The sequence below is a fragment of the Rhizobium leguminosarum genome, from assembly GCF_004123835.1.
GTDB classification, from domain to species: Bacteria; Pseudomonadota; Alphaproteobacteria; order Rhizobiales; family Rhizobiaceae; genus Rhizobium; species Rhizobium leguminosarum_M.
In genome coordinates this window covers 15,380-39,084 of record NZ_MZMU01000009.1, presented here as the reverse complement: position 1 = coordinate 39,084, position 23,705 = coordinate 15,380, and the positions used below count along the sequence as shown (strand labels likewise).

Below are 23,705 nucleotides of genomic sequence, written 5' to 3'. Positions count from 1 at the left end.
GTCAATTTTCTACGAAAAAGGCAATCGAGCGTGGCTCGACGGTTGCGCGGCCACCGGCTTTCTTCGTTCCATCCGGGGTCAACTGGCGCCATCCCGGTTCGCCCTCAGAAGGCAGCGTGAAAAATTGGCGGCTCCCGGAGCGGTTGAAAAGCACGCCAAGTCGGGTCTGCCTGCCGCGAGAGGAGCGGTCTCCGGTCGACAACAGCATGCCGAGAGTGGAGAGCGACGGCGTCTCCCATTCGGCAACGGTCATCGGCTCACCTGAGAGCGAAATCCATTCGACGTCGCCGTTTCCTGACAGGAAGCCCGTTTCGGAGAAGACGGTGAAGCGGCGGCGCAGCCCTGCAACGAAGGCAGTGTGGGCGATGAGATCCCCGTCCAACGCTTTCCAGTCCAGCCAGGTGATCTCGTTGTCCTGGCAATAGGCGTTGTTGTTGCCGTGTTGGCTGCGGCCGCCCTCGTCGCCCGCCGTCAGCATGATGCTGCCGCGGGTGGCAAAGAGCGTTGAGATCAGCGCCATCACATCGTCCCGGCGACGCTTGCGGATCGTCGGATAGACGGTTTCCCCCTCGACGCCGTTGTTCCAGGAGTGGTTCTCGTTATGGCCGTCGCGATTGTGTTCGCCGTTGGCGTCGTTGTGCTTTCCGGCATAGGAGACGAGATCGATCAGCGTGAAGCCGTCATGGGCGGCGAGGAAATTGACGCTGCGCGTCTCCTTGCCGTCGTTGCGGGAGAAGATGTTGGAGGAGCCGGCGAGTGCGGTTGCAAGCGCGCCGGTCTTCCAATCGTCGCCGCGCCAGTAGCAGCGCAGGTCGTCGCGAACCCGGTCGTTCCATTCAAGGAAGGGCGGCGGGAAATTGCCGAGCTGGTAACCGCCCGGGCCGATATCCCAGGGTTCGGCGATCATGATCCGGTCGGCCAGCACATCGTCGGAGAGGATCGCGGCCAGTGTTCCGTCGCGTTCGAAGCCCGTCGCGGTGCGGCCGAGCACCGGGGCGAGATCGAAGCGAAAACCGTCGACGCCGGCGTTGAGCACGAAATGGCGCAGGCTGTCGACGACGAGGCGGCGAACCTCAGGATGATCGCAGGCCAGCGTGTTGCCGGTGCCTGTGTCGTTGACGAGTTCGCCCGGGCAATTCTGGGCGTGGCGATAATAATGCAGGTTGTCGAGGCCACGCAGCGACAGCGTCGCGCCGTAACGGTCGCTCTCGCCGGTGTGGTTGAACACGAGGTCGAGGATGACGGCGATGCCTTCGGCATGGAGGGCCGCGACCGTCTCGCGCAGTTCCGTCATGCCGCCGGGGACGAGCCGCGGATCGAGCGCCATGAAGGCGACGGGATTGTAGCCCCAGCCGTTGGTGAGGCCGAGCGGCGGCAAATGGCGTTCGTCGATCCAGGCAGTGATCGGCATCAGTTCGACGGCATCGACACCGATCCGCTTCAGATGCGCGACGACGGAGGGATGGGCAAGCGCTGCGACCGTGCCGCGCTCAGCCTCCGGCACGTCGGGGTGGAGAATGGTGAAGGGCCGCACCGCCACCTCATAGATAAAGCCGCCCGGCTTGAACAGCGGCTTGCGGATCGCGGCTCGGGTATCGGTGGTGACGATCGCCTTCGGCATCAGATCCTCGCTGTCCTCGCCATAGATGCCGAGGCGGGGATCGTAGCGGAACGGCCTATCGATCTCCTTGGCGTAGGGATCGATCAGCAGCTTGGAAGGATCGTACCAGAGGCCGTTATCGGGCGCATAGATACCGTCGGCGCGATAGCCGTAGCGCGCGCCCTCCTTCAGTCCGTCGACAAAGAGACGATGGAAGTAGTTGCTGTCGCGCGCCATCGGCAGGCGCGCGAATTCCCTGTTGCCGTCATCCTCGAAGAGGCAGAGTTCAATCTGTGCGGCATGATGCGACCACACGGCAAATTCGACGCCGGTCTCGAAGACGATCGCGCCGGCTTGCGCCGAACTGTTCCCCCGCATGTTCCCCCCGGATCAGGTGATCACGGTTGGCGCATCGCGTCCCGTGCGTTCACGAATGCTGGCTATGCTTTCGGCGGCGGCGATCAGATCGGCGAGCGCTTCCTGCGTTTCGATGTTGTGGCGAGTCGAATCCGGCTCGTAGCGCTCGATATAGACACGCAAGGTTGCGCCAGACGTGCCGGTGCCGGACAGGCGGAAGACGACGCGGGAGCCGCCCTCGAAGAGCACACGGACACCTTGATGCTCGCTCACCGATTTGTCGATCGGATCGTGGTAGGCGAAGTCGTCGGCCTTCTCCACCTTCAGGCTGCCGAAGCTCTTTCCTGGCAGGGTGGGAAGCTGGCTGCGGAGATTGTCCACCAGGCCGTTCGCCGCATCGGTGTCGAGGCCTTCGTAATCATGGCGCGAATAATAGTTGCGGCCGTAGGTCTGCCAGTGCTGGGTGACGATATCGGCGACGCTCTCGCCGCGCACGGCAAGAATGTTCAGCCATAGAAGCACGGCCCAGAGGCCATCCTTTTCGCGGACGTGACTGGAGCCCGTGCCGGAGCTTTCCTCACCGCAGATCGTCGCCATGCCGGCGTCGAGCAGGTTGCCGAAGAATTTCCAGCCGGTCGGCGTTTCGTACATGCCGATGCCGCGCTTTTCGGCGACGCGGTCGGCAGCACCCGATGTCGGCATCGAGCGGGCGATGCCGGCAAGGCCGCCGGAATAGCCGGGGGCGAGATTGGCGTTGGCGGCAAGGATCGCCAGGCTGTCGGAAGGCGTGACGAAGATGCCGCGGCCGATGATCAGGTTGCGGTCGCCGTCGCCGTCGGAAGCAGCGCCGAAATCGGGCGCGTCATCGCCCATCATCTCATCGAAGAGTTCCTTGCAGTGCACCGGGTTCGGGTCCGGATGATGGCCGCCGAAATCCGGCAGCGGCATGAAGTTGCGCACCGAGCCCGAGGGAGCACCGAGACGATTTTCGAAGATTTCCTTGGCATAGGGACCGGTGACGGCGCTCATCCCATCGAAGGCAATGCGGAAGCCGAGGCTGATCAGATTGCGGATGGCGCCGAAATCGAACAGCTCTTCCATCAGCGCGGCATAGTCCTCGACCGGGTCGATGACCGAGAGGATCGTGCCGCCGGGAAGCTCGTCCTTGCCGATGCGGTCGAGATTGACGTCGGCGAAATCAGCGATCTTGTAGCTGTCGATCGTCTTGGAGCGCGCATAGATCGCGTCGGTGATCTTTTCCGGCGCCGGGCCGCCATTGTTGATGTTGTATTTGATGCCGAAATCTTCGGTCGGGCCGCCGGGATTGTGGCTGGCGGAGAGGATGATGCCGCCGAAAGCCTTGTATTTGCGGATGATGTGGGAAGCGGCCGGCGTCGACAGGATGCCGCCCTTGCCGACCATGACCTTGCCGAAGCCATTGGCCGCGGCCATCTTGACCGCCTTCTGGATGACTTCGCGATTGTAGTAGCGTCCGTCGCCGCCGATGACGAGGCACTTGCCCTGATAGCCTTCCAGCGAATCGAAGATCGACTGGATGAAGTTCTCCGCATAGTTCGGCTGCTGGAAGACCGGAACCTTCTTGCGCAGGCCCGACGTGCCGGGTTTCTGGTCCAGATAGGGCGTGGTGGATACGGACTTGATCATTTTAGGTCACATGCCTTTCGAGACGAGGCTTGAATAGAGGGCAGCGTAGCGTTCGGCGCTCTTCTCCCAGGAGATATCCGATTTCATGCCCTGCTTTTGCAATTGGGTCCAGAGTTTTCGGTCCTGATAAAAATGCATCGCACGGCGGATTGCCTGTAGCATGCCTGTTTCGGTCACGGGGGCAAATTGTATGCCGGTTGCGACTTTCGCCGCAAGTGCGGCGTGATTGGCGTCGATCACCGTGTCGTTCAAACCACCGGTGCGGGCGACGATCGGCACGCAGCCGTAACGCAGGCCGTAAAGCTGGGTCAGGCCGCAGGGTTCGAAGCGCGAGGGGATGATGATCGCATCGCAGCCGGCCTGCATCAGGTGCGACATCGGCTCGTTATAGCCGATCGAAACGCCGATGCGGCCGGGGTGGTGGCTGGCGGAGGCGAGCAGCGCGCCCTCAAGGGCGGCTTCGCCGGAGCCGAGCACGACGAGCTTGCCGCCCATGGCGACGATCTCATCGGCGACGTTGGCGACGATATCCATGCCCTTCTGCCAGGTGAGACGGCTGATGACGCAGAAGATCGGGGCGTCGTCATTGTCGAGACCGAAGAATTCGGCGATCGAGTGGCGGTTCTCCTCGCGGTTCTTCAGCGTCGTCGGGCCATAATGGGTGTGGACGACAGGATCGGTCGCCGGGTTCCAGATATCGGTGTCGATGCCGTTGACGATGCCGTGAAGATCGTCGATGCGGCTGGCGATGACGCCCTCGAGCCCCATGCCGAATTCCGACGTCAGGATCTCATCGGCATAGGTCGGGCTGACCGTCGTGATCGCATGGGCAGTCTTCAGGCCGCCCTTGAGGAAGCCGACAGTGCCGTAATATTCGATGCTTTCGGTGGCGAAGGCATGGGCAGGCAGGCGCAGGCCGGGAAAGATCTCGGAACCGAACTGGCCCTGGAAGGCGATGTTGTGGATGGTCAGCACGCTCGGCAGTTCCGGCGTCGGGTAATAACGCATATAGACCGAGGTCAGCGCCGCCTGCCAGTCGTGGGTGTGGACGAGATCCGGCCGCCAGCCGGGCAGCAGGCCGGCGGCGATCTCGGAGGCAGCGAGCGACAGGGCGGCGAAACGACGCCAGTTGTCCGGATAGTCCTTGCCGAGGGGATCGAGATAGGGGCCGCCGGGCCTGTCGTAATAGGCCGGCGCATCGAGGATGAGCAGATCGAGGCCCTCGTGCTGGACCTCGAGCACGGTCGCCCGCTCACCGAGCAGGTCGGGGAATTCGAGCCTGACGACGGCGTCGCGAATGACCTTCATCACGGCGGGATAGCCGGGCAGGAGGGTCTTGGTCTCGACCCCGAAGGCTTTCAGAGTAATCGGCAGGGCGCCGGACACATCGGCCAGACCCCCTGTCTTGATCAAAGGGAAGACTTCGGACGAAACCGAAAGAACTTTCATAAGTCAGATATCCAGCTTGTCGATCATCGGTTGCGTGATCAGGCAGATGCCGCTTTCCGTCCGCCGGAAGCGCTTGGCATCGAGCTCGGGATCCTCGCCGACGACCAGGCCTTCCGGAATGACGACACCATGGTCGATCACCACATTCTTGAGCTGCGCGCGCCGTCCGATCTTCACGTTCGGCAGAATGACCGCACCTTCCATCTTGGAGAAGGAATTGGCCCTGACACCGGTGAAGAGCAGGCTGTTGTTGAGCATGGCGCCAGAGATGATGCAGTCGCCTGACACAACGGAGGAGGTGGCCGAGCCGCGGCGATCCTCGTCGTCATGGACGAATTTCGCCGGCGGGGTGATCTCGGCATAGGTCCAGATCGGCCAGGACTTGTCGTAGATGTCGAGTTCCGGAACGATCGCCGTCAGGTCGATATTGGCCTGCCAATAGGCATCGATCGTGCCGACGTCGCGCCAGTAGGGCTCGTGCTCGAAATCGGAGCGGACACAGGACTTGGCGAAGCGGTGGGCGACCGCCTTACCGTTCTTGACGATATAGGGGATGATGTCCTTGCCGAAGTCGCGGCTCGAGGTCGGGTCGGCTGCGTCGCGGCGCAGCGCATCGAGCAGGAACTTGGTGTGGAAGACGTAGATGCCCATCGAGGCGAGGGCGAAATCCGGCTTGTCGGGAATGGGCGGCGGATCGGCCGGTTTCTCGACGAAGGCGATGATCTCGTCCTTCTCGTTGACATGCATGACGCCGAAGCCGACCGCTTCCATGCGCGGCACTTCCAGGCAGCCGATGGTCACGTCGGCGCCGGAATCGACGTGCTGCTGCAGCATCCATTCATAGTCCATCTTGTAGACGTGGTCGCCGGCAAGAATGACCATGTATTCGACGCCGTAATCCTGGATGATGTCGATGTTCTGATAGACGGCGTCGGCCGTGCCTTCATACCATTGCGTCTCGGAGACGCGCTGGCTGGCGGGCAGAATATCGAAGCTTTCGTTGCGCTCGGGGCGGAAGAAGTTCCAGCCGCGCTGCATGTGGCGGATCAGCGAATGCGCCTTGTATTGCGTGGCGACGCCGATGCGGCGGATGCCGGAATTCAGGGCGTTCGACAGGGCGAAATCGATGATGCGGGCCTTGCCGCCAAAATAGACGGCCGGCTTGGCACGCCGGTCGGTGAGTTCCTTGAGACGGCTTCCCCTACCGCCCGCCAGAACATAAGCCATTGCATCGCGGGCAAGTGGCTGAACGCGCTTTTCTACCATTTTCTCCTCCCACCAGTCACTAATTTTCAGGTTCAAGCATGATTGTCGCCAAGGGCGGCAAGGTGATCGAGCAGGTGATTTCGCCGCCGGCATCGACGGCCTGCACGCGCCCGCCATTGCCCTTGCCGCTGCCGCCGTAGATGTCGGCATCGGTATTCAGGATTTCCCGCCAGCGCCCTGCGGACGGCAGGCGGATCGAGTAATTCTCGCGATAGACAGGGGTGAAATTGGTGATGACGGCGACCGGCTTCTGGCCCGGCGCCTTGCGTAGCCAGGCAAAGACGGAATTCTGGTGGTCGTCGGCGACCAGCCATTCGAAACCTTCGCCCTCGCAGTCGCGCTCATGCAGCGCCGGCTTGCTGCGATAGGTGAAATTGAGGTCGCGCACCAGGCGCCGCATACCCTCGTGCATGCGATATTGAAGCAGGTTCCAGTCGAGTGCCTTCTCTTCGCTCCACTCGCTCCATTGGGCGAATTCCTGGCCCATGAACAGCAGCTTTTTGCCGGGATAGCCCCACATATAGGCGTAGTAAGCGCGCAGATTGGCGAACTTCTGCCAGTCGTCGCCCGGCATCTTGGCGATCAGCGAGCCTTTTCCGTGGACGACTTCGTCATGCGAGAGCGGCAGGACAAAATTTTCCGAATAGGCATAAAGCAGGCCGAATGTGAGCTCGTTGTGATGATGCCTGCGGTGTATCGGATCGCGGCTCATATAGCTCAGTGTGTCGTGCATGAAGCCCATGTTCCACTTGAAGCCGAAACCGAGGCCGCCTTCATGGACGGGTTGCGAGACCTTGGGCCAAGAGGTCGATTCCTCGGCGATGGTCATGACGTTGGAGTGATTGCCGTAGATGCGGATGTTGAGATCCTGGAGAAAGCGGACCGCTTCGAGGTTCTCGTTGCCACCATATTCGTTCGGGATCCATTCGCCGTGCTTGCGCGAATAATCGAGGTAGAGCATCGAGGCGACGGCATCGACTCGCAGACCGTCGAGATGGAATTTTTCGGCCCAATAGAGCGCGTTGTTGACGAGATAGGAAACGACCTCGGTGCGGCCGAAATTGTAGATCGCCGTGCTCCAATCCGGGTGAAAGCCCTTACGCGGGTCTTCGTGCTCGTAGAGCGCCGTGCCGTCGAACCAGCCGAGGCCGTGCTCGTCGGTCGGGAAATGCGCAGGCACCCAGTCGAGGATGACGCCGATGCCGACCTTGTGGCAGCCGTTGACGAAACGAGCAAAGCCTTCCGGCTCGCCGAAACGCGCAGTCGGCGCGTAGAGGCCGGTCGTCTGGTAACCCCAGGAGGGGTCGTAGGGGTACTCGGTGATCGGCAGGAATTCGATATGGGTGAAGCCCATGTCGGCGCAATAGGGGATGAGGCTGGAGGCGAGCTCGTCCCAGGACAGCATCGTGCCGTCCTGCCGGCGTTGCCAAGAGGCGGCATGAACCTCGTAGATCGAGATCGGCTGGCGGCGCTTGTCGGTCTCGCGCCAGTGCTTCAGATGGGCTTCGTCTTCCCACTCCTGCTCCAGCTCGGCGGCGGTGACCGAGGCGGTCTTCGGCCGCAGCTCGCTGCGGCGCGCGAAGGGATCGGCCTTCAGCGGCAGCAATACGCCGTCCTGGCCGCGGATCTCGAACTTGTAGGCAACGCCGATCGCTACATCAGGGGCAAAGATTTCCCAGATGCCGCTGTCGGCACGGAAGCGCATCACGTGGCGGCGGCCGTCCCAATTGTTGAAATCACCGACGACCGAGACGCGCTGCGCGTTCGGCGCCCAGACGGCAAAATGGATGCCCTGGGCGCCGTCATGCTTGATGAGGTGGGCGCCCATCTTGTCGAACAGGCGCAGATGCGAGCCCTCGCGGGCGAAATAATCGTCCATCGGTCCGAGCACCGGACCGAAGCTGTAGGGATCGGTAACAGCCCATTCGGCATCGCCGCGCCGGGCGCGGTAACGCACCGGCAGGAGTTTGGTGAGGGAAACCGGACCGGCGAAGACGCCGTCGGCATGGAGCTGCTTCAGTTCGCCGATGACGCCGCCGTCGAGCGTCATGGCGGTCACTTCCTCCGCGCCCGGGATGAAGCACCGGGCGACGAAAGCGTCGCCGGCCTGGTGCACACCTAGGACGGCAAAGGGATTGGAATGCGAGCCGGCAAGGATCGCCGTGATTTCATCTGCCGAAATTTCCCAGGAAAGCTTTACTTCAGGGACGGTTTTCGGCGTTTTCATCCGGCTCTCCAGATTTCGTCTGCATATTGCCTGATCGTACGGTCGGAAGAGAACCAGCCCATCCGCGCCGTATTGTTGATCGTCTTGGTGTACCAGGCGGACTGGTTGGTCCAGATCTGGTCGACGTCGCGCTGGGCCTGGGCGTAGGCGTCGAAATCGGCCGCGACCATGAACCAGTCGTGCGAATAGATGCCGTCGATCAGTGCCGTGTAACGGTTGCGGTCATCGGGCGAGAAGACGCCGGAGCCGATGGCCGCAAGCGCCTGGGCGAGTTCGCGCGATCCCTCGATGATGGCGCGGGGATTGTGGCCATCACTGCGGACTTTCGACACCTCGTCGGCCTTGAGACCGAAGATGACGATGTTGTCCTCGCCGACATTGTCGCGCATCTCGACATTGGCGCCATCGAGCGTGCCGATCGTCAGCGCGCCGTTCAGGCCGAACTTCATGTTGCCGGTGCCGGATGCTTCCATGCCCGCGGTCGAGATCTGCTCCGAGAGGTCGGCGGCCGGAACCATGACTTCGGCGAGAGAGACATTGTAGTTTGGGACAAAGACGATCTTCAGCAGGCCGCGTACCGCCGGGTCGTTGTTGATCGTGCGGGAGACGTCGTTGATCAGCTTGATGATGAGCTTGGCGTTATAATAACTCGGCGCCGCCTTGCCGGCGAAGAGTTTCACGCGCGGCACCCAGTCGAGCTCGGGATGCGAGCGGATCTGGTCATAGAGCGCGACGGCCTCGATGATATTAAGCAACTGGCGCTTGTATTCGTGGATGCGCTTGATCTGGATGTCGAACATCGCCGACGGATCGAGCTTCACACCCATGCGGCTGGCGACGAGGTTGGAGAGTGCCACCTTGTTGGCGCGCTTTATCGCTGCGAATTTCTGCTGGAAAGCCGGATCGGAGGAATGCACGTCGAGCGCACGCAGCTTTTCGGCATCATCGAGGAATTCGTCGCCGATCGCCTCGCGGATCAGGCCGGTGAGACCGGGATTGCACTGCTGCAGCCAGCGGCGTGGCGTGATACCGTTGGTCTTGTTGTTGATGCGGTCGGGATAGAGCTTGTGCAGGTCGGCGAAGACCGTGACCTTCATCAGGTCGGTGTGCAGGGCCGAGACGCCGTTGATCGAATGCGAGCCGACGAAAGCGAGGTTGCCCATGCGCACGCGGCGGTCGCCACTTTCATCGATCAGCGAGATCGAGCGGATTTCCCCGTCGGAGAAGTTCTTGCCCTTGCGGGCGTCGATCAAGATCTTGGCATTGATCGCATAGATGATCTGCATGTGGCGCGGCAGCAGGCGCTCGAACAGCGGCACCGACCAGCTTTCCAACGCTTCGGGCAGAAGCGTGTGGTTGGTGTAGGAGAAGGTATGGCGAGTGATTTCCCAGGCCTGGTCGAAATCCATTCCGTGAACGTCACAGAGCAGGCGCACGAGCTCGGCGACCGAGACGGCGGGATGAGTGTCGTTCAGCTGGATCGCCACCTTATCCGGCAGCGAGGTGAAATCGTCATATTGCTGCAGATGGCGGCGCAGAATGTCCTGCAGCGAGGCCGACGAGAAGAAGAATTCCTGGCGCAGGCGCAGCTCCTGGCCGGCCGGGGTGGCGTCGGCAGGATAGAGAACCCGGGTCAGGCTTTCGGCCTTGTTGCTTTCGCGCAGCGCTCCGATGTGGTCGCCGGCATTGAAGGCATCGAGCAGGATCGGATCGATCGGCTGCGCCGACCAGAGGCGCAGCGTGTTGACGCGCTTGCCGCGCCAGCCGACCGCCGGCGTGTCGAAGGCGGCGGCGATGACGCGCTCGGCCGGCTTCCAGACATAGCGCGGCTGATCGTCATGGGTGGTGATGAATTCGACGGCGCCGCCGAAGCCGATTTCATAGGAGCTTTCGCGGCGCTCAAATTCCCAGGGATTGCCGTGGGCGAGCCAGTTTTCCGGCAGCTCCACCTGCCAGCCGTCGGCCAGCTGCTGGCGGAAGAGGCCGTGGACATAGCGGATGCCGTAACCATAGGCCGGAACCTCGACCGTCGCCATGCTCTCCATGAAACAGGCAGCCAAACGGCCGAGGCCGCCGTTGCCGAGTGCGGCATCCGGCTCCAGGCCGGCGATGACGTTGACGTCGACGCCGAGCGAGGCGAGTGCATCGCGCACCTCCTCCATCAGGCCGAGGTTCGAGATGGCGTCGCGCATCAGGCGGCCGATCAGGAATTCGAGAGAAAGATAATAGACGCGCTTGGCACCTGTCGCATAGACCTCGCGGGTGGAAGCCATCCACTTGTCGATGATGCGGTCGCGCACCACCAGGATGGTCGCGGTCAGCCAGTCATGCGGCTTTGCCACCTTGGCATCCTTGCCGATGCGGTAGGTCAGACGTTCGATAATTTCTTCGGCGAGAATTTCCGGCTTTGAGCTGCGCGGGGCGGGGGAGGGGATGATCGGCTTGGAAACAGTGTTCATCGTCAGGTCTCGCCAATTTTAATTTGGTTTCAGGATGTTATGCCTGATTCAATCAATTTGTCGCTTGCGCAGCCGACAGTTTATGCATCGTTACTAAGCACTTGCAACAAAGGATTTGGACAAACGAAAAATTTGCGAAACCTTCATACTCACGGAGGCTGAGGGGGTTGATTTCAATCGCTTTTCCCGATCTGATGCACGGGATAGGCATAACGAAAAGCCGCTCCGGTTTGTTCCGGAGCGGCTTTTTTATCGACCTCGCAGCTGATTCCGTGACTTAGTTCGTCAGACGGGTAATCGAGCTTGTCGCCTTTGCGGCGATGTCGCCGAAATCTTCGACCAGTTTGGCCATGTTGTCGGGAGCATAATAGTTGGTGGTACTGCTTGCGCAGGCCTGCAGCAGATCCTTACCCTTCTGCGGAGCCATGAAGGCAATGGTAAAGATGGTAATGCCATCGCCCTTTACCGCAGTGCAGAGATCGCGGACTTCCTTGTCAATCGGCTGGCTCCAAAAACTACTGTCGCCCGTCATTTCACCGTCGGTCATCAGGATAATATATCGTTGGAAACTGTCGTGATTCTTGGATTCGTGCTGCCTGGTCTCCGTATCGGTGCCGTTGGTGGAGGACTTCAGAGCCTTGTAAGCCGTATCGAGGGCATCACTCGCATCTGTGCCGCCGGTCGGCTTATAGGGGAGAGCCGAGACGTAGTTCGCGGCGTCCGCGGTGCCCCAATTGATCGCCTTGGCCGCCTGTTGTTTGTCCGTATAGGAGACAGCGCCGACACGGACGAATTCGTGCTCCGGATCGGCTTTGTTAAGTTCGGTGAAAAGCCCGGCGGCCGCTGTCTGCAATGCCTCGATCTTGCGGGTATAGCAATCGGACTTCAAATCTTTGTCCGGATTCGGCCAACTGTCTTTAGTGTAGTTGTCACATTTCGACGGCGTCGTTTTCTTCTGATCGGTTATGAAAGACATCGAACCGGAGCGGTCGAGGACCAGATACATCGAGAGTGCGCCCTGTGTATCGGTCTGGCCGTTCTCGCCGGTGCTTGTCGCGCTGATGGCCTGCGTCGTCTTACCGAAGACGCGCATCAGGGGACTGAGCGGAAGGTTGAAGGACGTGTTGACATCGACCTTGAAGATCTTGCTTTTCGTGCCGTTCGCCGTGGTCGTGACGTTGACGTTCGTTGCATCCTTGATCGAGCCTTGGACGGAATTATTCGCAAGAACCTGTGCCATCTGTCCGGCGACAAAATTCTTGGCAAGGCTTTTCGCGCCGGCCTCGTCAGTCTTCTCATTGGCGAGCGCGGTCGCTGCCGCGAGAGCCGCCGAGTCGGTGGCCTCCTGCAATTCGCGCTTCGACAGCGCCATGTTTGAATAGTCGATCGCCAGGCCGGCGGCACCGAGCAGGACGGGTATCATGATCGCCGTCATCATGCCGAAGTTGCCGCGGCGGTCGTCAAGCAAACGACGCAAGCAGGAATTGTAAAAATAGGAGGTGCTCATCATGTTCACCCGTATAGGAGGCCCTGTGAGGTGATATTACGCACGCTCCTCCTTTCCGCCGTCCTTACGGCGTCAATACTATTTTAACGAATCGTCGGATTTTTCCAGTTTTGGGATTATTTCAGCGGGATCACGTCGACCGCTTGGACGGCGCGTTGGCCGCCATAGCTTTTCAATACGCCGATGACGGGAACGACGTCGGAATAGTCCCGGCCATAGGCGACGACGATGTGGTCCGTGCCGGCGGGGATGTCGTTGGTCGGGTCGAGCTCGATCCAGCCATTCGTCTCACCGCACCAGATCCTGACCCAGGCATGCATGGCGTCCGCGCCTTCCAGCCGTTCCTTGCCGGGCGGCGGGATGGTGCGTAGGAAACCGGAGACGTAGCCGGCCGGAATGCCGAGGCTTCGGAGCGCCAGGATCATGATGTGGGTGAAATCCTGGCAGACGCCGCGCTTCAATCTGAACGCCTCGAGCGGCGTCGTGTCCACCGTCGTCGCGTCGGGGTCGTAGGTGAAATCCTTGTTGATGCGGGTACAGAGGGCATGGGCGATCTGCATCGCCGTCAGATCAGGCATGGCGCAGCTTTGCGCATAGTCGGCGATCTCGCGGGCTTGGGTCAGGCGCGGGCTTTCACCAAGGAAATGGTGCGGCGAATCCGGCGCCAGCGACCAGATGCCGGCGACCTCCTCCGGCAGGTCGGCAAGCAGCGGCGAGAAATCGGCGGCGATCGGCTGGCTTTCCACCTGCACGCGGGCTTGCATGCGAATGTCGAGCGTCTCGTGCGGCGCGCGCAGCATGAAGGAGGTGGCGGGATGATGGAAGAAATCGACGAAATGCGACTGCTCGTCCGGCGTCGGCGAGATGGTGATCGAGCCGGCGACCAGGCGCTGCCGATTGGTCAGCGACAGCGGCATCAGGCGCATGACGTGGCGGGCGCCGGAGGCCGGCACGTCGTAGATGTAACCCATGTGGAGGGAGAGATCGTAGAGCATCGCCGTCACCCGAGATAGGTCTGGGCGAGCAGATCGGAAAGCTGCTCCAATTCGCGTTCGAGCCGTTGATAGACCTCGACCCCCATGCCCTCCGGCGTCATCACCGCCAGGCCGGAATGGAGCCGCATCGCCTCGCGGTAGAAGGGCGACATCTGGCCGTTGATCAGGGCATTCGGCAGTTGCTCGACCTCGTGGTGGATCTCGTTCACCTGGAAGAGGACCGAGCGGGGGTTCAGGGGGTCGAGCGCCAAGAGGTCGGTGACGGTCAGCCGCGCGGTGTTGACGTTGTAGCGGCGGCGGTGGGTCATGACGCTGTCGCCGATCTCGAGCAGCATGTCGAGCGCGCCGTCGGGCGCGTCCGGGCCGGACATGTGGCCGAGCAGCCGGGTCATATGCAGGCCGCGCTCGATGTAGCGGCCGAGCGAGAGGAAGCGCCAGCCCATGAAGCGGTACATGTTTTCGTGCACGAGGCCGGCGAAGCCCGCGAGCTTGCGCAGAAGGATCGTCATCGCATGGCTGGCGTCGTCGCCGGCGGCGACCGTGACGTGAAAGCGGCGGGCGGTCTTGGCGAGATCGTTGAGCGCCAGCCAGCCGTCCGGCGAGAAACGGTCGCGGATGTTGCTGGCCGAATAGACGGCGCTTTCGATGTTGCGCAGGAGCGTTTCCGGCACGGCCTCGGCGGTATCGATATCGACGGCGGTGAGATACTCGGAGACGTCGGCGAGCAGCGGCTGGCTCGGATCGGCAGCTTCGGCGTAGCGCGCATGCCAGGCGCGCAGGATGCGCAGCGCCCCCTCGGCACGTTCGATGTAACGGCCGAGCCAGAACAAATTGTCGGCTGCCCGGCTCGGCAGGCTGCCCGGCATGTTGCGGGTAAAGCTGCCCTCCGCCGGCAGCAGCGTGTGGCGCTCGACCGGCTTGTCGCTGACGATCCAGACGTCGGCGGCTGCTCCGCCCGACTGCATGGCGATCGCCGCGACATCGGCGCCGGAGCCGATGCGGGCAAAACCGCCGGGCATGATCTGCCAGCCGTTTGCCGTGCGGGCAGCGAAAACGCGCAGTGACATCGGCCGCGGCACGAGCTTGCCGTCCACCCAGGCGGGCGTCGTCGACAGCGTGACGACCTCCTGGCCGACCAGTTTCGGGCCGTCCGAACTCAGCCAGTCGGTGATGGAATCCTTGGCGGCCGCACGCAGCGACGAGCCGAGTACGGACTCGCCGTTGTCGTCGAAGAAGGGTGCCCGGGAATAGGCCGGGCCGATCACCATCTTCTCGATGTTCTTTGCGACGTGCTCGCGCTCTTCCTTCTGACCGCACCACCAGGTGGCGATCGAGGGCAGTTGCAGATCCTCCCCCAGCAGGCGGTGGCAGATAGTCGGCATGAAGGCCAGAAGCGCCCGGGTTTCGAGAACGCCGGTGCCGAGCGCATTGACGATGGTGACGCTTTCGGCGCGCAGCGCTTCCACCAGGCCGGGCGTGCCGATATGCGAATTCTGGTTCAACTCCAGCGGGTCGGCAAAGGCCGAATCGAGACGGCGCCAGAGCACGCCGATCGGCTTCAGGCCGGCGACGGTGCGCACCATGACGCGGCCCTTGACGACGGTCAGGTCCTCGCCCTCGAGCAGCATGAGACCGAGATAGCGGGCGATATAGGCGTGCTCGTAGTAGGTCTCGTTGGCGGGGCCTGGCGTCAGCACGGCGATACGGTCGTCGCCCGAATGTTTCATGCCTTGAAGTGCGTCGCGGAAAGCCCCGAAGAAAGAGGCGAGGCGGTGGACCGGGGTTTCGGCGTAGATATCCGAGAAGGCCCTAGTCGTCGCAACGCGGCTTTCCAGCGCGAAACCGGCACCTGACGGTGCTTGCGTCCTGTCGGCCAGCACCCACCAGTTGCCGTCAGGTCCGCGGCCGATCTCGAAGGCGCAGAAATGCAGATAATGGCCGGAGCCCGGCCGGATGCCGGCGAGCGGGCGCTGGAATTCGAGATTGGCGGCCATCAGCGCCGGCGGCAGGACCCCTTCTTCCACCAGCCGGTTGTCGCCATAGATATCGGCAACGATCGCCTCCAGCAGTTCGGCGCGCTGGACGAGGCCCGCCGACAGCGTCTTCCATTCGCGCTCGTCGATCAGCACCGGGATATGCGAAATCGGCCAGGCGCGTTCGCCGGTGCCCTTGCTGCCATAGGCGCGGTAGAAGACGCCGGCATCGCGCAGGTAGCGGTCGGCGCGGGCAAAACGCTCGGCGAGATCCTTTTCCGGCATTGCGCTCAGATGCGAGAGAAAACGCTGCCAGACCGGGCGGACCGCGCCTTTGTTGTCGACCATCTCGTCAGCAGTGCCAGGAAGCGGCGCATAGTCGAAGGCCGCACCCTTGCCGATGCGGTCCTCTGCCTCTCCCCTGCGCTCCGCTGCCGGCCTCTTACTCATCAAAACTGAAACCCTAACCCCCCGGCCCTAACCTTCGGCCTTAAATTCCGGCGGGCCGCCGCAGATCCAGCGTCAGCGGGAATTCAAGCGAACCCGTCTCGGCGCGCGGGATATAACCGCCCGCCGTATGTCCCCACGGCTCGAAGCGGGCGAGCCGCCTTGCTTCCGCCTCGTTGCCGTTGACCGGGAAGGTGTCATAGGTCCGGCCGCCCGGATGGGCAACATGATAGATGCAGCCGCCGATCGAACGCTTCGACCATGTATCATAAATGTCAAAAGTCAAAGGCGTGTTGATCGGCAGGACGGGATGCAGACCGGAGGATGGTTGCCACGCCTTGTAACGGACGCCGGCGACCGACACGCCAGCGGTGCCGGTCGGCGTCAGCGGCAGGGTGCGGCCATTGCAGGTGACGGTGTAACGCGCGGTATTGCTGGTTTCGAGCCGCACCTGAAGGCGTTCGACGGAGCTGTCGACGTAGCGGACGGTGCCGCCCGGCGCGCCTTCCTCGCCCATCACATGCCATGGCTCCAGCGCTTGGCGCAGTTCCAGCTTCGAGCCCTCGTATTCGACTTCGCCGCAGAAGGGGAAGCGGAATTCGAGCTGGGCCTTGAACCATTCCGGGCTGACGTCGAAGCCGTTTTGGCGAAGGTCGGCAAGCACGTCGAGGAAGTCGGCCCAGACGAAATGCGGCAGCATGAAGCGGTCGTGCAGGGTCGTGCCCCAGCGGACGAATTTGCCGTCGACCGGGTTGACCCAGAAGCGGGCGATCAGCGCGCGCACCAGCAGTTGCTGGGCAAGCGACATGCGCGCGTTCGGCGGCATCTCGAAGCCGCGAAACTCGATGAGCCCGAGCCGTCCGGTCGGGCCGTCGGGTGAGAACAGCTTGTCGATGCAGATCTCGGCGCGGTGGGTGTTGCCGGTGACATCCGTCAAAAGGTTGCGGAACAGGCGGTCGATAAGCCAGGGCAGCGGCTGCTGGCCGCGGCCGGGGGCTCCGATCTGCGCCATGGCAATCTCCAGCTCGTAGAGAGTGTCGTGGCGAGCCTCGTCGATGCGCGGCGCCTGGCTGGTCGGGCCGATGAACATGCCGGAGAAGAGGTAGGAGAGCGAGGGATGGCGCTGCCAGTGGAGGATCATGCTCTTCAAGAGATCGGGACGGCGCAGGAAGGGGCTGTTGTTCGGATTGGCCGCGCCTACGACAACATGGTTGCCGCCGCCGGTGCCGGTATGGCGACCGTCGATCATGAACTTGTCGGCGCCGAGCCGGGTGGCGCGCGCCTCCTCGTAGATCGCGGTCGTAATGTCGACGCAGTCCTTCCAGTTCGAGGCCGGATGAATGTTGACCTCGATGACGCCGGGATCCGGGGCGACACGGATGACGTTGATGCGCTCGTCCTGCGGCGGCGGATAACCTTCGATATGGACGGGAAGCTTGAGCTCGGCGGCGGCGTTTTCGGCAGCAGCGATCAGCTCGAGATAATCCTCGATGCGTTCGACCGGAGGCATGAAGACGCAGAGCCTGCCGTCGCGCGGCTCGACCGACATGGCGGTGCGCACGGCGCCGCGGAGTTCCCCGAGCGTCTGTTCGATCCGGCCGCGATTGCTCTCGTCGGCATGGAAAGAGGCTTCCGGCATGGCGCGGCCGGCCGGTACGAAGACATCAGGCAGCGGTTCGCGCGGGATCGTCGGATCGGCGGGGTGGATATAGGGGTAACGCGCCGGGGGAACATAGGGCAACGTGCCGAGTGGCAGGCGGTAACCGATCGGACTGTCGCCCGGGACGAGGAAGATCTTGCCGCGGCGGGTGCGCCATTTCTCGCTGATCCAGACTCGGCTTTCCGCTGCCTTGGCGTTCCATGCCTGGACCGGAAGGATGTAACCGGTCGCGACAGTCAGGCCGCGGGCGAAGACGCGGGCGATGCGGTTTCGTTCCTCAGGATCCTTCAGCTTCGAATTCGCCGGATCGACATTTTCGGGAAGGTTGCCTTCCTTGATGATCCAGTCGGCCGGATCTTCATAGGCCGGCTGCACCATGTCAGGTTTGATCGCCAGTTCCTTAGCGATCGCCGTCAGAAGCTTCTCGGCATCCTCGGCGGTGACGCCGGTATCCTTGCCTTCGGCGGCGACCAGATCGAGGTTCTGCCAGACCGGCTTGCCGTCGCGGCGCCAGTAGAGCGAGAAGGTCCATCGCGGCAGGCTTTCGCCCGGATACCATTTGCCCTGGCCGTAATGCAGGAAACCGCCGGGGGCGAAGCGTTCTTGCAGCCTGCGGATCAGGATGTCGGCCTTTTCGCGCTTGGTCGGGCCGACCGCGGCGGTGTTCCACTCCTCGGACTGGAAATCGTCGATCGAAACGAAGGTTGGTTCGCCGCCCATCGTTAGATGCACGTCCTCGGCTTCGAGGACACGGTCGACCTTCTCGCCGAGTTCGTTGAGCTCCTCCCAGCTTTCATCGGAGAAGGGCTTGGTGATGCGCGGGTGCTCGGCGACGCGCGAGACCTTCATGTCGAAGGCGAATTCGGTTTCGGCCTCGCCGAAATAACCGCCGGAAATCGGAGCGGCGTTGCGATAATGCGGCGTGGCGGCAAGCGGGATGTGGCTTTCGCCGGTCAGCAGGCCAGAAGTCGGATCGAGGCCGACCCAGCCGGCGCCAGGCAGATAGACCTCAGCCCAGGCATGCAAGTCGGTGAAATCGACTTCGGTGCCGGAGGGACCGTCAAGCGCCTTCAGGTCCGGCGTCAGCTGGATGAGGTAGCCGGAGACGAAGCGGGCGGCGAGGCCGAGATGGCGAAGGATCTGGACGAGCAGCCAGCTGGTGTCGCGGCAGGAACCCTTGGCGCTTTCCAGCGTCTCCTCCGGCGTCTGCACGCCGGTTTCCATGCGGATGACATAGCCGATCTGTCGTTGCAGGCGGGCATTCAGGCCGACGACCATGTCCACCGTCGGCTGGTCGGGCGACCAGTCGAGCGTCGGCAGCAGCGCCTTGAGGCGCGGACCGGCCGGCTCTGGCGTCATGTAGATCGACAGATCCTCCTGGATCGTCTCAGGGTATCCGAAGGGCCACTTGGTCGCCTCTTCCTCGACGAAGAAATCGAAGGGATTGTAGACCGTCATGTCGGCGACGAGATCGACCTCGATCTTGAACTCGGTCACCGGATCCGGAAAGACGTAGCGGGCAAGGTAGTTGCCGTATGGATCCTGCTGCAGGTTGACGAAATGGTTGGAGGGCGTGACCTTCAGCGAGTGGCTGAGCACCCGTGTCTTCGAATGCGAGGCAGGTTTCAGTCTGATGATCTGTGGGCCGAGGCGGACCGGCCTGTCATAGGTGTAATGCGTCAGATGATAGATGCTGGCTTTGATCGACATATTTCTCTTTTTATCCGGCTCGCATCGTCGTGCGGCTTGCTGTTCCCGAAAATCAGTGTGTGCAATGCAGCGAAAGAAAGCAAGGCGGAAAGGTCTACAGCGCCACGCGTCTTTTCAGATGCGCAAAGGACGCTGTCGCATATTGAATTGCAGCAGGCTTTTACGCCGCCTTGGCAAAGGTGACGGCCGCCTTCAGGCCCTTGCCGTCAGTACCCGGCTCCAGCGTTAGTGCGGCGTTGAAAAGATTGGCGATTTCTTCGACGATCGGCAGGCCGAGGCCGGCACCGGGCGCACCGGAATCATTGCCGCGCGAAAAACGGCGGCGCACTGCCTCGAGCTTCTCGCGGGGAATACCGGGGCCATTGTCCTCGACTTCGAGGCGGATCGTCTCTGACGCGGCGATGATACGGACGGTGACCTCAGCTCCCTTGCCGGCATAGGCGATGGCATTGCCGGCAAGGTTGCGCAGCATTTCGCCGATCAGCAGCGGCTCGGCGCGGACCATCGCCGGGCTCTCGCCCTCGAAGCCGAGATCGATGCCGGCGACGGCGGCCGTCGGGATCTGCTCGCCGGTGATTTCCTGGGCGATGGCGGCGAGATCGATAGCGGAAGCGGTCAGCGCCTCCTTGGCAGTGGCGGCGTCGATCTTGGCCATCAGGAGAAGCTGGGCAAGGATGCGCTCGGCGTGCGCTACCGCCTGGTCGCCCTTCAGTGCTGCCGCCTGCGCCTCATCAAGCGAGCCGGCACGGGCGGAAAGGGCGAGCTGGGTGCGGATGATCGCCAGCGGGGTGCGCAACTGATGGCTGGCATTGCCGGTGAAATGGCGGAGCGCATCGAGCGCCGATTGCAGGCGGACCATGAAGGAATTTACCGTATCGACCAGCGGCTCGACCTCGCTCGGCACGGTCTGCTTAATCGGATGCAGGTCATCGGGGCTGCGTTCGCCGATGGCGTCGCCGAGCTTGTAGAGCGGGCGCAGAGCCACCGTGACCGAGATCCAGACGATGACGGCCGCGCCCGCGATCATGAAGGCGAGACGGAGTGCGGATCGGACGAGGATCGCCTGCGCCAACTGCCGGCGGGCGATGGTGGTTTCGGCGACCGTCACGACGAAGGGCACGGAGCGGATGCCCGTCGAGGCCGAGCGCTCGAGTGTGGCGATGCGGATCGGCTCGCCGCGGAAGGTATCGTCGGCGAAGGCGGCGGCATCGCCCGGCGTCTTCTTGAGGACCGGCAAGGACTGGTAGCCGGTGATGAATTGGCCCGGCGGGCCGTCGACGCGGTAGAAGACGCGATCCTGCGCGGCCGAGGTCAGCATCTCAAGTGCGACATAGGGGATATCGACCTGCAGCGTGCCGTCCTCAGCGACGACGACGCGCTCGGCGATCGCCAGCGCGGAACCGGCGAGCACGCGGTCGGAGACGATATTGGAGGTCTGGACCGCCTCGCGATAAGTATCGGCGAGTGCCAGCGTGCCGATGACGGCGGTGGAGACGAGCAGCCAGAAGAGCAGTCGGCGCCTGAGGGAATAGGCGGCTTTCATGAGGCCTCAGGCAGCTTGTCGAGATAATAGCCGATGCCGCGGGCAGTCTTGACGGTCAGTCCGTGCGGCGACAGGCGCTTACGCAGGCGGCTGACATATTGCTCGATGGCGTTTGCGGAAATGTCGTCGTCGAAGGCCGTCAGCGATTGAATGATCGCCTCCTTTGCGACGACCTTGCCGGCCCGCATGAAAAGGATTTCGAGCAGGCCGAGCTCGCGGGCGGGAATATCGAGCGGCGTGGCGCCGGCCGAAAAGGTGCGGGAATTGAGATCGAGGGAGATGCCGCCGAAGCCGACCGTCGCCGAGCGCAGGCCGGCCTGGCGGCGCAGCAGCACGCGCACGCGGGCCTCGAATTCGGCGATATCGAAAGGCTTGATCAGATAATCGTCAGCGCCGAGATCGAGCCCCTTCACCCGCTCTTCCGGCGTGCCGCGCGCGGTCAGGATGAGGACGGCCGCCTGGTTCTGCCGGGCGCGCATGGCGCGCAGCACGTCGAGCCCGTCCATCTCTGGTAGGTTGAGGTCGAGGATCACCAGATCGAAATTTTCCGCTGCGATGACCGCATTGGCAGACGCCCCGTCATGGACGACATCGACGGCATGGCCCGTGCCGCGCAAGATCGCCGACAGGCCGTCCGCCAGCGCGATATTGTCTTCGGTGAGCAGGATGCGCACGGATGTTTCCCCTGTTTTTCAAGGGAGATTACAGAGATGAAGCAGGGATGTCACAGCGATTTTCAAGGTTGGGTGAACGGCCGGGAAAGGTTCGACCTCAGCTCCCGGTCCTTTCGATCCGTTCGCGCTGCATCATTGCGGCGGTGAGCAGCTTCCGGAAGCGGGGATCGTCGCGGATGTTGTCGAGATCGGAATCATTGTCGAACCATTTGATATGGTAGACGGAGCTGTTCGGCAGCAGCTTCTCCAGCAGATCGATCGCCTGGTCGACGTCGCCGAGGACGGAGTAGACGCAGGCGAGATTATACTGCGCGACGATGTCGTCGGGATCGATGGCGATCGCGCGGGCCGCCCAGTCGCGTGCCCTTGCCGCGTCGCCCATATGGGCAAGCGCCAGCGCGCCGCGATGGGCGGGGCCGGAATTTTCCGGATTGAGGTTGAGGGCGCGTTCGGCGCGCAGCAGGCCGAGGCGCGCCCAGTTTTCCGTATCCAGCACCCGGCCGAGCGAGCGATAGGCGGACATCAGATGGATCGGCGAGACGTAGTCATCGGAGCGGATGGCGGCGGCGCGGGTGAAATATTGCACGGATTCGGCGAAGTTGCCGTGCATGAAGAAGAACCGGGCATAGTGGAAATTCGCCTCGAAGAGGTTCGGGTCGAGCGCCAGGGCACGTTCGAAGGCCGCCGCCGCCCTATCGTCATAGCCGCTCTGATGCAGGGCGAGACCATGGGAGGCGTGGGCTTCGGGAAGGTCAGGATCGAGCTCCAGGGCGCGGGCGCTCATGTCGAGGATGCGCCTCAACGGCACGTCGTCAGGTGCCCAATCGCGGATCGCCGCGTCGCAATCGGCGATGCCGGCATAGGCGCGGGCATAGTCCGGGTCGAGCTCGACGGCCTTGCAGAACATGCGTCTTGCGAGCTGCAGATAGGATTTGGTCCAGGTGTGGGAGAGCTGGCGGCCCCTGAGATAATAGGTATAGGCCTCGACATTGGCGGTCGGCTCAGTCGCAATCGCCTTCTTCTCTTCCGGCAGCAGACGCACCTTCAACTGGCCGACGATCGCATGGGTGATCTCGTCCTGGATGGCGAAGATGTCAGTCATGTCGCGGTCGTAACGCTCGGCCCAGAGATGGTCGCCATTGGCGGTATCGATCAGCTGACTGGAAATGCGCACGCGATTGCCGACGATGCGCACGCTTCCCTCGAGCACATAGCGCACGCCAAGCTCCTGAGCGAGCCGCTTCACCTTCACCGATATGCCCTTGTAGGTGAAAATGGTGTTGCGCGGCACGACGTGCAGGCTGGAGATCTTGGAGAGATCGGTGATTATGTCTTCGGTGATGCCGTCGGAGAAATAATCCTGGTCGGCGTCGCCGCTCATATTGGTGAAGGGCAGCACCGCGATGAAGCAGGTGTTGCGGTTCTGCGCGACCAATCTGGCGGAGGAAGGCGGCGCCAAGCTGACGGTATAGACCTGAACGGGCTGCCTGATGTTCTTCAGCGTATGTTCGCCGATGAATTCGAAGCCAAGATTGAGCCGCGAACCGACCTGGTCGCGCACCGAGGCCGACACGGCAATGCCGCCCGGCGCTGCGATGCGCTCGAGCCTGGCGGCGAGATTGACCCCATCTCCGAATATGTCGCCGTTCTCGACCACGACGTCGCCGAGATTGATGCCGATACGGAATTCGACGCGCTCGTCCTTGGGCACGTTCTCGTTGCGGGCCGCCATGCTGCGCTGGATTTCGGCGGCGCAGGCGACCGCATTCACCACGCTCTGGAATTCGGCAAGGATGCCGTCGCCGGTGAGTTTGACGATCCGGCCCTTGTAGTCTGAAATACGAATGTCGACCAGCTCGCAGCGATGGCGGTTCAGCGCCTGCAACGTGCCGGATTCATCGATGCCCATCAGTCGGCTGTAGCCGACGACGTCTGCAGCAAGAATAGCGCTCAGTCGTCGTTCCATGACCCCTCCATGGATCTTCCCAGTTTAGTCTAGCTTTTTATAGAGTTTTTGTCGCGTAGAGTCGTCCCCCGAATAATAAATTCGGGCGGTCTCGACGTTTTTAACGCGGCAGCGCGACCATATAACGTCGTCGATCTTCATCAATACTCTAAACGGGTGAAGGACGGAGCCAATCCCTAATCCTTTGTGATGAAAAGACAATTCACA

13 protein-coding genes are annotated in these 23,705 nt (G+C 62.4%); all 13 read right to left on the bottom strand.

Translation table 11 applies throughout. From position 1 onward, the window contains the following. Position 1 precedes the first annotated feature (1 nt). Complete coding sequence (gene glgX, locus B5P46_RS12795; RefSeq protein WP_129418972.1) at positions 2 to 1,978, bottom strand: glycogen debranching protein GlgX; 1,977 nt, start codon at positions 1,976 to 1,978, stop codon at positions 2 to 4. A gap of 12 nt (positions 1,979 to 1,990) precedes the next feature. Continuing rightward, entirely contained in the window at positions 1,991 to 3,622 is a 1,632-nt protein-coding gene (locus B5P46_RS12790) for an alpha-D-glucose phosphate-specific phosphoglucomutase (protein ID WP_094087425.1), read from the bottom strand. Between the two features lie 6 nt (positions 3,623 to 3,628). Then, positions 3,629 to 5,071, bottom strand: coding sequence for a glycogen synthase GlgA (glgA, locus tag B5P46_RS12785; RefSeq protein ID WP_129418971.1), 1,443 nt, complete (start codon positions 5,069 to 5,071; stop codon positions 3,629 to 3,631). Positions 5,072 to 5,074: 3 nt separating this feature from the next. Next, positions 5,075 to 6,337 carry a glucose-1-phosphate adenylyltransferase gene (gene glgC, locus B5P46_RS12780; RefSeq protein ID WP_020051642.1) on the bottom strand — a complete coding sequence of 421 codons (1,263 nt, stop codon included), beginning with the start codon at positions 6,335 to 6,337 and terminating at the stop codon, positions 5,075 to 5,077. Positions 6,338 to 6,356: 19 nt separating this feature from the next. Next, a complete protein-coding gene (gene glgB, locus B5P46_RS12775) occupies positions 6,357 to 8,564 on the bottom strand; it encodes a 1,4-alpha-glucan branching protein GlgB (protein ID WP_129418970.1) in 2,208 nt (735 codons plus the stop codon). Continuing rightward, positions 8,561 to 11,023: a glycogen/starch/alpha-glucan phosphorylase gene (locus B5P46_RS12770; RefSeq protein WP_129418969.1), complete on the bottom strand. Its 2,463-nt coding sequence runs from the start codon at positions 11,021 to 11,023 to the stop codon at positions 8,561 to 8,563. The genes glgB and B5P46_RS12770 overlap by 4 nt, the downstream gene beginning before the upstream one ends. Positions 11,024 to 11,300: 277 nt before the next feature. Continuing rightward, positions 11,301 to 12,530, bottom strand: a complete 1,230-nt coding sequence (locus B5P46_RS12765; protein ID WP_348639849.1) for a vWA domain-containing protein — start codon at positions 12,528 to 12,530, stop codon at positions 11,301 to 11,303. A gap of 116 nt (positions 12,531 to 12,646) precedes the next feature. After that, positions 12,647 to 13,525 (bottom strand): transglutaminase family protein, encoded by an 879-nt coding sequence (locus B5P46_RS12760; RefSeq protein ID WP_129418967.1) that lies wholly within the window; start codon positions 13,523 to 13,525, stop codon positions 12,647 to 12,649. Between the two features lie 5 nt (positions 13,526 to 13,530). Beyond that, a complete protein-coding gene (locus B5P46_RS12755; protein WP_129418966.1) occupies positions 13,531 to 15,948 on the bottom strand; it encodes a circularly permuted type 2 ATP-grasp protein in 2,418 nt (805 codons plus the stop codon). Between the two features lie 40 nt (positions 15,949 to 15,988). Next, the gene (locus tag B5P46_RS12750) at positions 15,989 to 19,315 is read right to left on the bottom strand and encodes a DUF2126 domain-containing protein (protein WP_129418965.1); all 3,327 of its coding nucleotides are present in this window, start codon (positions 19,313 to 19,315) and stop codon (positions 15,989 to 15,991) included. A gap of 160 nt (positions 19,316 to 19,475) precedes the next feature. Then, the gene (locus B5P46_RS12745; RefSeq protein ID WP_129418964.1) at positions 19,476 to 20,858 is read right to left on the bottom strand and encodes a sensor histidine kinase; all 1,383 of its coding nucleotides are present in this window, start codon (positions 20,856 to 20,858) and stop codon (positions 19,476 to 19,478) included. Beyond that, positions 20,855 to 21,532: a response regulator gene (locus B5P46_RS12740; RefSeq protein ID WP_129418963.1), complete on the bottom strand. Its 678-nt coding sequence runs from the start codon at positions 21,530 to 21,532 to the stop codon at positions 20,855 to 20,857. The genes B5P46_RS12745 and B5P46_RS12740 overlap by 4 nt, the downstream gene beginning before the upstream one ends. A gap of 97 nt (positions 21,533 to 21,629) precedes the next feature. Further along, positions 21,630 to 23,498: an adenylate/guanylate cyclase domain-containing protein gene (locus tag B5P46_RS12735; RefSeq protein WP_129418962.1), complete on the bottom strand. Its 1,869-nt coding sequence runs from the start codon at positions 23,496 to 23,498 to the stop codon at positions 21,630 to 21,632. Positions 23,499 to 23,705 lie beyond the last annotated feature (207 nt).

Excerpts from the sequence above, each read along its gene's own strand:
- glgX (WP_129418972.1), bottom strand. The coding sequence starts at position 1,978 with ATGCGGGGGAACAGTTCGGCGCAAGCCGGCGCGATCGTCTTCGAGACC.
- B5P46_RS12755 (WP_129418966.1), bottom strand. The coding sequence starts at position 15,948 with ATGAGTAAGAGGCCGGCAGCGGAGCGCAGGGGAGAGGCAGAGGACCGC.
- glgA (WP_129418971.1), bottom strand. The coding sequence starts at position 5,071 with ATGAAAGTTCTTTCGGTTTCGTCCGAAGTCTTCCCTTTGATCAAGACA.
- B5P46_RS12745 (WP_129418964.1), bottom strand. The coding sequence starts at position 20,858 with ATGAAAGCCGCCTATTCCCTCAGGCGCCGACTGCTCTTCTGGCTGCTC.
- glgC (WP_020051642.1), bottom strand. The coding sequence starts at position 6,337 with ATGGTAGAAAAGCGCGTTCAGCCACTTGCCCGCGATGCAATGGCTTAT.
- B5P46_RS12790 (WP_094087425.1), bottom strand. The coding sequence starts at position 3,622 with ATGATCAAGTCCGTATCCACCACGCCCTATCTGGACCAGAAACCCGGC.
- B5P46_RS12760 (WP_129418967.1), bottom strand. The coding sequence starts at position 13,525 with ATGCTCTACGATCTCTCCCTCCACATGGGTTACATCTACGACGTGCCG.
- B5P46_RS12750 (WP_129418965.1), bottom strand. The coding sequence starts at position 19,315 with ATGTCGATCAAAGCCAGCATCTATCATCTGACGCATTACACCTATGAC.
- B5P46_RS12735 (WP_129418962.1), bottom strand. The coding sequence starts at position 23,498 with ATGGAACGACGACTGAGCGCTATTCTTGCTGCAGACGTCGTCGGCTAC.
- B5P46_RS12770 (WP_129418969.1), bottom strand. The coding sequence starts at position 11,023 with ATGAACACTGTTTCCAAGCCGATCATCCCCTCCCCCGCCCCGCGCAGC.
- glgB (WP_129418970.1), bottom strand. The coding sequence starts at position 8,564 with ATGAAAACGCCGAAAACCGTCCCTGAAGTAAAGCTTTCCTGGGAAATT.
- B5P46_RS12765 (WP_348639849.1), bottom strand. The coding sequence starts at position 12,530 with ATGAGCACCTCCTATTTTTACAATTCCTGCTTGCGTCGTTTGCTTGAC.